The organism is Mesorhizobium sp. B3-1-6 (genome assembly GCF_006439555.1).
GTDB lineage: Bacteria > Pseudomonadota > Alphaproteobacteria > Rhizobiales > Rhizobiaceae > Mesorhizobium.
Genome location: NZ_VFTM01000061.1, coordinates 1 through 13,178, shown reverse-complemented (window position 1 = coordinate 13,178; position 13,178 = coordinate 1). Strand labels below are relative to the sequence as shown.

Here is a 13,178-nt window from a genome sequence, read left to right as displayed (position 1 = left end):
TTGCTCTCCTCGCAAAGGGCCGAAAGTGTAACCCATCTATCCGGAATGAACTGTCACCCATCTCTCGGGAAGGGCATCAAAGACTTAGCCGATCCTACAAGGTTCAGGAAAACGGCTGATCTACAATATATCTACAGAATCTGGTTTCGCTATGGGACCTGTTCTGATGATTGCCGCGATCAGCGTGACGGACGGCTTTGGACGAACTTCACCATCGCCCAACGCCCTTTCTGACCGTCGTCCAAGCGCGGGCGCGGGCCTATTGCGAATTCACTGGGGCGCGGCTCGCGCCCTTCGGCGTCGATCTGCCGGGAGCGATCGAGACGATCGCGGCAGCGGCGCGGGCACCAAACCCCTCCTCGTCCAGAATGGCAACGATTTGGCGGACTTCCTCGTTCATCGCCATCGGCACCGTCGCCCCGTCGCGAAGGCCTAGTTGCTCTTTGGGAGCTGACCGAGTGCCTGCGTGAGATCAGCTTGAACACTTTGAGTACCAGTGGCCGCCGACATCACAAAGCCCTTCGCTTCCCCGCCATGCTGGGCGCACGTCTTTGAATCGCTATAATTATCTGCAGCAGCTTGTGCATACTTTGAGGCGTTGCCCAGATTGTCCTGGATCGACCCAATGGTGGTCAAGGCGTTTGTTATGCGTGTGCGAATGTCTCCACTCAACGTCGTCGAGCAGGTCGGTTGAAAATATGAGAAGATGACAAACATAATGACCAGAACGGCGACGCCGCCTGTCAGGCCAAATCGGATCGAAAAGCCACCGTTGATCCCACCTTCAGCCGCAGCAGCGCCGCCAAGAAAGACCGCCGTCAGCGAAGCACCGAGTGAAAAGACGGCTGCGAGAAGCTGGAAACTCTTGCAAATAAACTGCTGATCGCTTGTTCCAGCCAAATAGGCGAAGGTGAACAGGCCGAGTAGTGTGATAGCTCCGAAAATCGCACCAACGATCCAGCTTTTAGAGTTGGAATTTTCTCTTACAGGAGCTGGAGCTATTCGCGTCATGGTATCCTCCCCGTCCGCACAGCCATTGCTGCCATTATTACAGTCTCGAAGACGACCGCAAGGCGAGATGTGCGGTCGAAACACGAAAGGAGCGCGATCTTTGCTACCAAAAAGCGGCACCCTCGATCGAGGGTGCCTGGTATCAATTAGTACTCTTCCTCAAGCATGATAGTCATCACGCGGCGCGTCCCGAGAGGGTCGGCGGGATCCTCTGCATGGCGCAGTAGTGTCCGGTCAAAGTAATCGATCTTCCATATGATGCTGAGGCCGCCCACGTCGACCATGCGCAGTCGTGCTCCCCATAAGAATCATTGTTCTGATCGAAGCCTTGAAGGCCGCAACTGCAACAATGACTTCTGGCCACACCTCTCGATCGAGCGCCGCCAATCCGCAGGAGACGACGACGATATCACCGACATCCAACTGGCGCAGTTGATCGTTCAAGATTCGAATACGCTCTGACTCAGAAAGTAAAGAACGCATCTCGATGCTCCTTCTCTGTTCCGCCAGGCTCAATCGTTGAGCCCGGCGGTGAAGGAATGAGCCGGGGAGAGGATCAGTTAGGTGCCAAGGTTTCGGAGCTGAAGGGCTTGGATGGCATGCCATCGATCACCAGCTTGAGGCAGATTGTGATTGGGCAAGTTGATTAGGTCGTGTTCGGCAATCCCTTGCCCAAACTCTCGCGACAAATAGGTCGCATCCTCAGCTCCCAGCCTGGATGATATCATGGTGCCCGCGTTGCCGCGCATGGCATGCCGAACATCGGAGTCAGGTTGGTAGAGGTACTGATAAGGTACTGATGGGCGGCAACGATGCCGAGCCGGTACTTGCGTAGCTCGGAAAGCATGTTGGCCACCGATAACGTCGTAAACGACTAAAACTCATCAATGTAACAGAAAAACCTGCGGAAGCGACTTCGACGCAAGCGGAGAAACTGCACCAGCTAAAAAATGGGTTGTGCAGTATCGAGGCGCATGATCCGGTCCTAGGCCGCCGCATGTTACCGTTCCGCTTTCGTCACCAACGGATTGACTCACTCGCCCTTGAGCCTCGACGTCTACTTGCCCGCACAGCCTCTCGCACCTAAGAGTGCCTAGGGTGTGAGCTCAGAGCACGGTGGCCGGCTGCTTTTTGCTGCTGAGCCGAATAGGTAGGGGGAACATTCCGTGAAGTTGCTCGATTTAGGTGCAGACTATCACGACGTGACCGGATACGCCGGCCGCAATTACTATAAACTAGCAACGATCACTTGGTCCGAACCAACCGTGTGGGACCCCGACGACCGCGCTTTTCCAGTACCAGCGGGATGGGCTGGACACGGTGGCGTTTATGCCTTTGTGAGAAAGCATTGGAGACAACAAGGCAGGCCCCGCATAGCATACATCGGTAAAGCGGCAAATTTTAATGCCCGACTGGTAAACACGCACAATCACTTCGATATAGTACAGAGGCGAGGCGATACGAAAGTCTCTTGTGGGCGTATTGCGTTCGGGCGCGTGCACTCCCGCGTCGCTTACTATTTAGAGATCGAAGACATAGTGAAGTTCGCGGTGTATCCATACTTGGAAAATACGCAGGGCTTCGAAAGCCTTCCCGGCTTTCGCGCAACGACGCCAAGGGCCATGGCCCCGTGGGTCATTATGAATGAGGGCCACTCCTTCAGCGGCATTATGCCTAAGAGAATTGTCTATCCAGCAATCGGAGTAGAGTACAGAACACCGAGAAGCTAAGTGGCAGGCTACGGCCAAGCCTGAGGTGTGCCCTGGAATGCACGGCTCATGAACCCCGCAGCTTTCGTCCACTTGCCGCCAAGGTCCGGAAATTCGGAAACCTGTGAAGGGTTGGCCATGTTTCGTCGAGCGTAGGAGTTCAAATAGCTTGCATCATCCGCCAATCGCGGTGAAGTAACCTCCAACGTTCATCGTGCACGAATCATGATCGATTTCACAATTGACCTATTCTGGCGGGCCAGACTGGCCGGCACCGCTCGGTCAGCCGACCCGCTGGTCGCCGGCTGGAGCTTCCCGAGTGCCGGCCTGCCCGGCTTCAAAGAAGCCCCGCTCTCGCCGAGCGACCTTGGGGCTAGCGATGCCGCGTTGAACTCTGGCGTCATTCTCGTGTCGGCGCCGGGCGCAGTGGGCAAGTCAACGCTTGCCCGTCAGATCGCATTCGAAACCGGAGCGGTATACGTAGATCTTGCCAAATCCGAGCCGGTTGGTGGCAACTCGATTACCGGCGGTCTTGCAAAGGCTGCACTTTTCCCATCGTGGACGGCTGACAGTGTTGCTCTACTGATCGACGGTCTCGACGAAGCGCGTATTCGCGTAACTCAGGAGGCTTTTGAGGCGTTTCTTGGCGACGTGGCCGAGCTCGCGAAAGGCAGAAAAATGCCCGTCGTGCTCTTTGGCAGGACTGGAGCCGTACAGGATGCTTGGTTGATCCTAGCCGAAAAGGGCCAAGATCCTGCCATTCTTGAGGTTGGCTACTACGATCTCGAAACCTCCGTTGAATTTGCCGTCGCGGCGTTGCAGGCGAAACGGCCGGAGAAGCAGGTATCGGTAACGGAACGCGAAGCGCTGCAACTTATTCTCGGCAGGCTGCGAGAACAGACGAAAGGCGACGGCGACCGCTTCGCTGGCTACGCTCCCGTCCTTCAGGCGGTTGCAGATCACGTCAACGCAGAGAAGAATCCCGCCGTGCTTGTCGCGAGGCTGGAAAGCGGCGAGCAGCCCGTAACGCTTCTCACCGTGGCCAATGCCATTCTCGAACGCGAGCGCGGGAAGCTTGACACGCTAGCATTCGAGAACGCGTCTGTGCGTGAGCAGTTGTATAGCCCGAGCGAACAGCTGGGGCATCTAGCATCGAGGTTGTATGGTTGCCCGGCACCTGCTCTGCCGGCGCTAACGCCCAAGGACGAACAGACCTATGCCGACGCTCTCAACACTTGGGTGGCCGAACACCCGTTCCTGAAATCGCTTCACAGCGCCTCATCCGTTGTGTTCGAGGCCATGATTGCCACTCATGCCTTGAAAAATCCAGCCATTGCGGACCAGGTTGTCGCGAGAGAACTGGCACGCGGCGCTGCCGCCAATCCCTTCCTCGCGGAATTCTATGTACTCGATCCGGCCGAGAGCGTGTTTCTCCCACCTGACCATGTGGGCATCGTGTACGCGTCGCTGCGCGCGAGGCTTGCGCTCGGTGACAGTGCCAGTCTGCTCGTTGAGGATGCCGACGGCGGCGAGGGACCGTCTCTTCGAGCAGAGGTGGAAATTACGTTTGCACCCAAGGGCTACGAACGCTCACGTGCGCTGAAATTTGAGACCGACTATTCGTCACCGCTTAAGCTCGGCAGCTATATCGAAGATATTGAGATTGCCGCATCTGAAGCCAATGTAGAGATCGGCCAAGGGAAGGAAGCAATATTAGTCGCACCGGTTTCAATCCAGTGCGAAGGCCTGATCATTTCTGCAGACCGGCTGATTGTAGAACCCTCGCGCACGGGTCAGCAGGTTGTTTTTCTGGAAGCAGCAACCTTCGTGGGTGCGGACAGCGCCTCAATGCCTACGGTAAGGTCGGGTGCGTCGCTAGCTGCATCATGGCCGGGAGTGCGAAGTTATCCGTGGACCGCATTTGCTTCTGATCCATCGCCGGTCGACGATCAGCGGATCGTCGAGGGGCTTCGGCGCTTTCGTAAATTCGTCATCGCCTTCCGCTCGCACAGCAAGGGCGAGCTGGCCAGGTACCAAGGGAAGATCGAGAGTGGCCGGATGACCAAAGGATCGGGTCAGCGGATCCTTGACCATTTGGTGTCGTGCAAGATTCTTGAACTCGTCGGTCCAATGTACATCCTTTACCCGGACGAACTCGGAGCTGTCGCGGGCGCGACGTACGCGGACTGCGTCAGGCGCGTCTACAATCCGAAGACCATTGACTTCGTCAAAGCCGCTCTCGGGATAATGTGACGGAATGCGTTTCGGGGGCCGAACCGGCCTTCGGCCGAATTCGGTTAGCAAGCTCAGTTCATGGTTGTTGGCATTTTGTTCATGTGACAGAATGTCAGAAAGATTCCCAGCGCCAGCCATTTTTCTCCGAGGTTCCGAATGAGTTCCTTCACCGATCTCCGCCTACGCGCGGGTTTATCAAGACGCGACGTGGCCGACCGGATGGGGAGATCCGAGAGAACTGTGTACAGATGGGAAGAGGGAGTAACTGCGCCGCTAAAGCCCGCAATTGACCTTCTGCACACGATGGCCGGTAAGCGGAAGGCAGAGCGAGAGGCGTCGTTCACGTTTGTTGATCTGTTCGCCGGCATCGGTGGGTTTCGCCGAGCGTTCGAGCCTCTAGGCGGAGAATGCGTATTCACCTCCGAATGGGACCGGTTCTCCCAGGTTACCTACCGAGCCAACTATAATCTCAATCACGACCTAGCGGGCGATATCACGCTGGTAGAGGCCGACGAGGTTCCCGCTCACGATCTCTTACTGGCTGGATTTCCCTGTCAGCCATTCTCACTGGCAGGTGTGTCAAAGAAGAACGCGCTTAAGAGGCCCCACGGCTTTCAGTGTGACGTGCAGGGAACGCTGTTCTTCGATGTTGCACGGCTGATACAGTATCATCGACCCAAGGCTTTCCTCCTTGAGAATGTAAAGAATCTGAAAAGCCATGATCATGGACGCACCTTCGATGTGATCATGAAGACACTTCAGGAGGATCTTGGCTACCACGTCCAGACAAGAGTCATTGATGCACGCTCCTGGGTGCCCCAGCACAGGGAGCGCGTCTTTATCGCCGGATTCCGGGATAAGAATGATTTTGACTTTTCGACGCTCGTCCTTCCCCCTCAGCGCATGAACCCCACACTTGGGTCCATTCTTCATCCGGAGGATGGTTCAGAGGAAGCTGATGGGGCGGTCCTGGTTGGCCCGAAAGGCAAGGTATCGGACCGCTACACGCTTTCGGACAATCTGTGGAGTTATCTTCAAGCTTACGCGGAAAAGCACCGCGAGAAGGGAAACGGGTTTGGCTTCGGGCTTTTCGGTCCGGGCGATGTCGCTCGCACTCTTTCAGCTCGCTATCATAAGGATGGTTCCGAAATTCTAATTCGCCAGAAGCGAAAAAACCCCCGCCGTCTCACGCCAATCGAATGTGCAAGACTGATGGGCTTTGAGCGTCCCGGCGATACTTTCAAGATACTCGTCTCCGATACGCAGGCCTACAGGCAGTTTGGAAATGCGGTCGCTGTTCCCGTCGTCAAAGCCGTCGCCGAACACATGATGCCGTGGATAGTCAGCGATGCAAAGCCAGCAGCCAAGAAAGGACGGACGAAAGCCGTTGCCTGATATCGTAAGCGAGGAAACCAGAAGCCGGATGATGTCCGGCATCAGGGGTAAGGATACGAAACCCGAAATTCTGATCCGAAAGGCCCTGCACGCTCGCGGCTTTCGTTATCGTCTGCACTCAACCGGCATTCCAGGCAAGCCTGATATCGCGCTGCCATCACGGCGGGCCGCCATTTTCATCAATGGCTGCTTCTGGCATGGCCATGACTGCCATCTCTACCGACTTCCATCCACACGACCGGAATTCTGGCAGACGAAGATCGATCGCAATCGTGCACGCGACGAATTGGTCAGGGCACAGCTTGTTGCCAAGGGCTGGCGGCACCTCACGATATGGGAATGCGCAATCCGCGGTCCGACAAGGATTGGCATCAATGAAACCATTGAACGTACGCACCGCTGGATCCAAAGCACCACGGGAAGTTCCGAGATACGGGGTGTCGCGTGAGAAAATGGATTCTTGATAACGGCTTCCTCAAAATCGCGGAAAGCTCGGGCATCGCTGACGTAACAGCCGATGAGATCTATCGTGCCGTCATCGAGAACGATGCCCCTTGGCCCGATTTGCAGGCAGGGAAGAGTGGCGCCGCGGCGGCGCTGACGTTTTCGCGCTACCCGGCATCACTTTCGATTGTGATGAACGATCCCGCGGAGGGCGTACTGCCCCGCCTGACTTACGAACTCCGCACGCAGGGCGGTCACACATTCATGGTGTCGGCAGAAGCCGTTATTCATGGTCACGTGATCGTTGAAGATACTTGGTATCCCCTGCTTCCCGAAAACATTGATGAGCTAAGCAGTCTGCTAGGTTCGGTCCGTCCGGGACAAAATCCAAAAAGCCTGCGCGAGGTCCTCGGACTGCGAGAGGCCGCTCTCCGGAACGGGCCAGTAATCGACAGGATGTCGACGGGTGCGCTCGATGCCGTTGCCTTGGCCGGGAAGGCCGGACCGGCTCCGGACGGCATCCGCGCAAATCTTTACAATTATCAGGCCGGCGGCTGGCGCTGGCTGCGCTTCATCATGCGTGAACGCCTGGGCGGTCTGCTGGCCGACGAAATGGGGCTTGGAAAGACCCTACAGATCATCAGTGCAGTTCGTGACCCAGGCACCGGCTCTGCCTTACAGGATGTCCTGGTTGTCGCCCCAGGCTCGCTACTCGAGAACTGGAAACGCGAACTCGCAAAGTTTGCTCCGGACCTTGCCGTTCTGAAGCATCACGGGTCGCTTCGCACGGGCAGACCGGCCGAACTTTCCGGCTACAATGTGGTTATCGCGTCGTATGACACGGTCATCCGCGATCTCTCCCTTTTGAAGTCGATAGCGTGGAGTGTGATCATCGCTGATGAGGCCCAGAACATCAAAAATCCGGATGCCCTTCGCACGCGATGCCTGAAAGAAATTCCGCGTGCAGTCGGGCTCGCGATGACAGGCACACCAGTGGAAAACCGGCTGACTGACCTGTGGTCGATCATGGATTTTGCGGTGCCGGGATATCTCGGCGACATCGGTTCATTCAGGAAAGCGTATGACGACACTCCCGAGGGTGCTGCAATTCTCGAGCCCGTCATTTCGCCGCTGATGCTGCGACGGCGCGTTGCTGATGTAGCAACCGATCTGCCCCAGCGTATCGATATTCCGGAGGCCATCGAACTGACGGAGAGCGAAGCGTCAGAATATGAGCGTATCCGAGCGGAAATCGTGGAGAAGTACGGTGCGGCGGCTACGCTGGTTTCACTGACCAGCCTCAGGCAGTACTGCGCCCATCCATCACTTGTGGATTCGGAAGAAGACCTACCGACCGTCGAGTTCTCAAAATTCCAGCGGCTCCTCGAAATCCTGACTGAAATCGGTGCATCCGGTGAAAAGGCGATTGTCTTCACATCGTACAATGGCATGGCCGACAGAATCGCCCATTCCGTCCGAGATCAGCTGCGCCTTGAGGCGTACACGTTGGATGGTCGCCTCGAAGTCGATGCACGTCAGCCGCTGATCGATCATTTCTCCCGCATCGAGGGAGCCGCGGTTCTTGTGCTCAATCCCAAAGCGGGCGGCTCCGGGCTGAACATCACCGCCGCTAATCACGTCATCCACTATAACCTCGAATGGAATCCCGCACTGGAAGACCAGGCTTCAGCGCGAGCACACCGGCGCGGACAGACCCGACCTGTAACAGTTCGACGAATGTTCTGTGCCGGCACGGTCGAGGATGTGGTCAATGCACGGGTCGAGCGTAAGCGGCAGATTTCGTCGAGTGCGATCGTGGGCGTCCGGGGAGCCGAGAACGACTACGCCGACATTCTGGCCGCATTGCAATCGTCCCCCTTGCGTGGGAAATTGACTGCATGAGCGACATCCGGTCGATTTCCAAGATTTTGAGCGCAAACGACACGGGAGAGACCGGGGGTCATCAGGCTGGCATTCTCGTGCCCCGGGACAGCAAGCTCCTTGCCTTCTTCCCAGCGCTTGACGCGAAGAAATACAACCCGCGCGTTCACCTGACTTTTCAGGATTCAGATGGTCTCAACTGGGAATTCGCTTTCATTTACTACAACAATAAGCTTTTCGGTAAGACGCGGAATGAGTATCGTCTCACGCGGATGACGAAATATATCCGTGACTCCGGTCTGGCGGTCGGGGATGAGGTTGTCCTTAGTCATGACGAAAACGACGGATATTCCGTATCCTTTCGCCGCGAGCGGTCAGTCACCGCTCCCGGAAATGTCCTTGAGCTTGGCTCCGGCTGGCGGATTATCGATATCTGAGAGGTAGCATGTCGCACGTTGAAAACATCAATTCTCCGCCGGACCCCGGCCGGACCATGGCGGGTCTGCGCGATACCGGCTACAATTTTGAAACTGCTATTGCGGACCTCGTCGACAATTCGATCGCTGCCCAGGCGAACATTGTCGACATACGCGTGACGATGGATTTTCGCGGAAAGCTCCGGGTTTCCATTGCAGATGACGGCACTGGGATGGATCGGACCGGCCTTCTCGAGGCGATGCAATACGGATCACCCAAGCGGCCAGACCCGGCAAGCCTCGGTAAATATGGACTCGGCCTTAAGACGGCATCTACGGCATTCTGTGAATGCCTGAGCGTCATCTCGCGAAAGAACGGCGCCGATCCGACTCTGATGGCGACATGGGACCTTGAGCACGTCACGCATGCCAAGAAGTGGGAACTTCTGCTATCAGACAGCCCTGACCCCGAAGCGCTGGAGCATCTCAACAAGATCGCTCCCGAGAAGTCCGGCACCGTCGTCCTCTGGACCAAGATCGATCGCCTGATGAAAGACTATCAGGCTCCTGAAGGCGCGCCGGCCAAAAAGGCCCTGCAAAAGAGGATTGAACAGCTTCGGGAGCACCTCGGCGCTACCTATCAGCGTTTTCTCGATCCGAATGATAAACGTGCACGCAATGTCATCATCGTGCTCGATGGGTACCCGGTTATCGCATGGGACCCTTTCCAGCAGGGTCTCTCGGAACTGCTGGTGCAGGACACAATCACGGTGAAGGGTCCTGACGCACCGTTCACCGTGCGCGCTTTCATTCTGCCGCGTCGTGAAGAATTTCCCACCGAGGAGATGGCGAAGGCCGCAAGGCTCTCTTCAGACCGGCAAGGTATGTATATCTACCGGCAGGAACGTCTCATCCATTCGGCAGACTGGCTTGGCATGTTTCAGCAGGAGCCGCACAGCACGCTCCTTCGTGTCGAGTTTTCATTCGATCACAGGCTGGACGAGGCCTTTCACCTGGACATCAAGAAATCGCAGATTATCCTGAATGACGCCTTGTGGAACTGGCTGAAAGAAAGCTTTCTTCCAGCTCCCCGCCGCGAGGCAAACCGCCGGTACCGCCTCGGTCAGAGAGCCGATGTCACAAAGGCTAGCAAGGGCGCCCATGACGCGTCCAACCGGACAATCGCCAACAAAGAGGCCGATGTTGGCGGGGCCGTTGTCAACGTCAAGAATCCGAACACAAACGAGGTCATCGTCACCAATCCCAACGGGAAATTCACACTCGTTCTTCCGATCGGAACGGCCGCCAAGCCAGGGGAGGTTTACGTTCAGCCCGTTGGTGAAATTGCCGATGGGCTCCTGTTCGAGCCCGCCTTTATTGACGGACATCGGGCGGTCCAAGTGAATACCGCGCATCCCTATTATCACAAGGTTTATGTTCCGAATTTCAAGGAAAGCGTAACCATCCAAGGAATGGATTCACTGCTCTGGGCGCTTTGCCTCGCTGAACTCAACGCGACGAGCGACAAGACCGCGGAATCCTTTGCGGACATGCGATTTGAAGTCTCGCGCATTCTTCGAAAGCTGGTAGAGAGCCTCCCGGAACCCGAAACGGGAAGCAAGCAGGATGTTGCTTGATCCGGTCACACTTGCCGGGCGGATTTCCGGCGAGGCCGGACTTCAGCTTTCATCAGAGGGCGGTGCTGATGAAGACCGTCATCAGTGGATCGCATTGCGCCCGGCGGAGCATGACCCAGCGCACACCTTTGAGATCCGGATTTCCATACTCTGGCGCCGGCTGAAGATCGAATTTCTCCCAGGGAAGTTTGCGCGACCGCTGCTTGCAGAGATGGCGAAAGCCGACGAGGACGGCAGGGCAGCCTTTAGTTCCATCGTACGCGACCTTGCACTTCGCGGAGCATCATTTGAATGGCAGGTGGACGGGGTTTCCATTCCCTTTGATGCTCCTGACATCTGGGGACGCGATTGGTCCCGGATGAGACTTCAGTTGAATCGCGGAAATCTGGAGCTTGGCATCGATGAAGGGCGTTCGGATTTCGAGATTGTAAGCGAATGGACGCAGCGTTTTGTAGCAGCGATCGTGGCGTTGCTGCCTCTTGAAGCGGTTCAGACAGAAAGCAACGAACTTCCACTAGGATTTCCCGAAGGTGCTGCGGCACCAATGCTGGTCAATCGATACGAGCGCGACCGTCGCAACAGGGCGGCGGCTTTAGCCATTCACGGCACACGCTGCAAGGCTTGCGGGGTCGATTTTGGGGAACGATATGGCCCAATTGCTGCGGGGGTTATCGATATTCATCACACGATCCCGCTCTCGCGACTGGGAGAAGACTATGTCATTGATCCGTTCAACGACTTAGTTCCGCTTTGTCCAAACTGCCATCGTGTGGCACACAGGACCGACCCACCTCTGAAGGTGGAGGCAATCACGGCAATCATGCAGCAGCGATTTGGCGCGCCCCCAAACGCCGCTGGTTAAGGATGATCTGCCGAGAGCGACCGTCCCCTCCATCCCTCATCTACCGTGGGAAGCCATTTGGCGGTTTCAGCAGGCCGTGCAAAAGCAAACGGAGAGGTTTGCTAACGGCCCGGTTAGCTAATACCCTCAGTCACAAAATTAGGCCCTCTCATTCCTAAGTTTTGCGGTTACACTGACGTAACGGCGGGAGTGGTGTGTTCCTACGTCGCCGACTCTGAGGAGGATAACAATGCGTGCAAGTTGTTGGCGAGTTCTTCTAGTCCCGTTTCTCATCTCATTTGGATGTGTTTCAAATGCATCACTAGCTGCGGGCAGCTGCCCTATCGTCGATCTCTATGAGCAGCACAAATGTTTGCTCCGCAGCGCGATCAGGGCTGGGAATGTTGAAGGGGTAAGACGACTTGTTAAGTCAGACTATATTTTTATCAATGATGTAGAACCCAATTTGAACTATGGCGCAACTTACCTCAGTTGGGCATTGTATTGGGTAAACAAGCCGAACGAGGAAATCGTTAAACTGATTTTAGATGCTGGCGCGGATCCCAATCTTCCATCTGGAAGGACGCGGACCATTATGTACGACCTTTATGAGTACATCAACTGGATCGCAGAAAGACCCAAAGAGAAAACAGCTGACCCCGTTAATCTCCTTAAGTTGCTGTATGCGCACAAGGCCAATATGGACGCACCAGTACTCGGGGAAACGCTGCCCGAAATAGCTGCTCTCGGTTGCTATGAAGAATGGCACGCCGTGTTCAACTATCTTGCCGACAAGGGCACCTTTCCCACGAGAGACAAAAACGGAAGCAACGTGCTCCACAGACTTGCTCACGACATAAATTATAGTTCAATTCGTTATGTGATTTATCGCCCGAGGACTTACCCCATTATGCTTTGCACGGGCGATTTGTCGAAAATTCCAGCTATGACGCTCAAGGCTCTTTTGCGCGAAAAGGACAAACTCGGCAATTTGCCGATACGCAGCATCGGCTATGCTAAAGATTCTAGCGTGGCTAAAAACAGTACCTGCACTGCAATGGAGAAGTGGAAATATAATCCCAGGTATCGTAAGCCGGACCACTCATACATGATGACGCTGATTGAAGAATACAAAACATTGAATAGAGACACTGTCGGCGTTCCAGGTCCAGATGAAGATAGGCCCGACACGATCGCAAAGTGCTTAGCTTACTAGGTACCGTGTATGATACGGCGGTCGAGCGGTTCGGCAAAGCGGCTCATGAACCCCATTTGCCTTCAATCCGCTCAATGTCCGCCAATTGGTGACAGGGACGGCAAAGGACTTGCAAGTCCTCGTCGCGCTCATGTCCGAGATGGCGATAGTTGAGGTGATGCAATTCGAGGTCAGGCACAGATCGACCACAGGCGTCGGCAGCCACAAATCCGCAGCCATTCGCCAAGCCATAAGAGCGGCCGGCGCAAAGCTCTGGTTCCTGCCGCCATACTCGCCTGATCTCAACCCGATCGAGCAAGCCTTCGCCAAGATCAAACGTAAGCGATGTTTCCGGGCCACCTTTCGGGAATGATCGCGATCTGTGAGGTTGCCGATCCTGTATTGGGATCGGAG

Annotated in this window: 11 protein-coding genes and 1 pseudogene; 9 read left to right on the top strand and 3 right to left on the bottom strand. The window is 55.8% G+C overall.

Annotation, left to right across the window (positions count from 1 at the left end; translation table 11 throughout):
* Positions 1–259: 259 nt before the first annotated feature.
* The 3 genes from FJ414_RS31630 to FJ414_RS30890 form a co-directional block, all read right to left on the bottom strand.
* Positions 260–406, bottom strand: coding sequence for a hypothetical protein (locus FJ414_RS31630; protein WP_181181759.1), 147 nt, complete (start codon positions 404–406; stop codon positions 260–262).
* A gap of 26 nt (positions 407–432) precedes the next feature.
* Complete coding sequence (locus FJ414_RS30895; protein WP_140648132.1) at positions 433–1,011, bottom strand: hypothetical protein; 579 nt, start codon at positions 1,009–1,011, stop codon at positions 433–435.
* Positions 1,012–1,245: 234 nt separating this feature from the next.
* On the bottom strand, positions 1,246–1,494 hold the full coding sequence (locus FJ414_RS30890) for a hypothetical protein (protein ID WP_210239692.1): 249 nt from the start codon (positions 1,492–1,494) through the stop codon (positions 1,246–1,248).
* Between the two features lie 1,451 nt (positions 1,495–2,945).
* On the opposite strand from FJ414_RS30890, the gene FJ414_RS30885 reads away from it, so the two are divergent.
* The 9 genes and pseudogenes from FJ414_RS30885 to FJ414_RS30845 all read left to right on the top strand — a co-directional run.
* Positions 2,946–4,973, top strand: coding sequence for a hypothetical protein (locus tag FJ414_RS30885; protein ID WP_140648131.1), 2,028 nt, complete (start codon positions 2,946–2,948; stop codon positions 4,971–4,973).
* A 138-nt stretch (positions 4,974–5,111) separates the two neighbouring features.
* Positions 5,112–6,350, top strand: coding sequence for a DNA (cytosine-5-)-methyltransferase (gene dcm, locus FJ414_RS30880; protein WP_140648130.1), 1,239 nt, complete (start codon positions 5,112–5,114; stop codon positions 6,348–6,350).
* A complete protein-coding gene (locus tag FJ414_RS30875) occupies positions 6,304–6,798 on the top strand; it encodes a very short patch repair endonuclease (protein WP_348640030.1) in 495 nt (164 codons plus the stop codon). Before dcm ends, FJ414_RS30875 begins: the two co-directional genes overlap by 47 nt.
* Positions 6,795–8,696 carry a DEAD/DEAH box helicase gene (locus tag FJ414_RS30870; RefSeq protein ID WP_140648129.1) on the top strand — a complete coding sequence of 634 codons (1,902 nt, stop codon included), beginning with the start codon at positions 6,795–6,797 and terminating at the stop codon, positions 8,694–8,696. The genes FJ414_RS30875 and FJ414_RS30870 overlap by 4 nt, the downstream gene beginning before the upstream one ends.
* Positions 8,693–9,112 carry an EcoRII N-terminal effector-binding domain-containing protein gene (locus tag FJ414_RS30865; protein ID WP_140648128.1) on the top strand — a complete coding sequence of 140 codons (420 nt, stop codon included), beginning with the start codon at positions 8,693–8,695 and terminating at the stop codon, positions 9,110–9,112. The genes FJ414_RS30870 and FJ414_RS30865 overlap by 4 nt, the downstream gene beginning before the upstream one ends.
* A gap of 8 nt (positions 9,113–9,120) precedes the next feature.
* Positions 9,121–10,728 (top strand): ATP-binding protein, encoded by a 1,608-nt coding sequence (locus FJ414_RS30860; protein ID WP_140648127.1) that lies wholly within the window; start codon positions 9,121–9,123, stop codon positions 10,726–10,728.
* The gene (locus FJ414_RS30855) at positions 10,718–11,590 is read left to right on the top strand and encodes an HNH endonuclease (protein ID WP_140648126.1); all 873 of its coding nucleotides are present in this window, start codon (positions 10,718–10,720) and stop codon (positions 11,588–11,590) included. The genes FJ414_RS30860 and FJ414_RS30855 overlap by 11 nt, the downstream gene beginning before the upstream one ends.
* Positions 11,591–11,819: 229 nt before the next feature.
* On the top strand, positions 11,820–12,785 hold the full coding sequence (locus tag FJ414_RS30850) for a hypothetical protein (RefSeq protein WP_140648125.1): 966 nt from the start codon (positions 11,820–11,822) through the stop codon (positions 12,783–12,785).
* 193 nt (positions 12,786–12,978) lie between these two features.
* Positions 12,979–13,101, top strand: a pseudogene (locus FJ414_RS30845) (transposase); the annotation flags it as partial.
* Between the last annotated feature and the right edge of the window lie 77 nt (positions 13,102–13,178).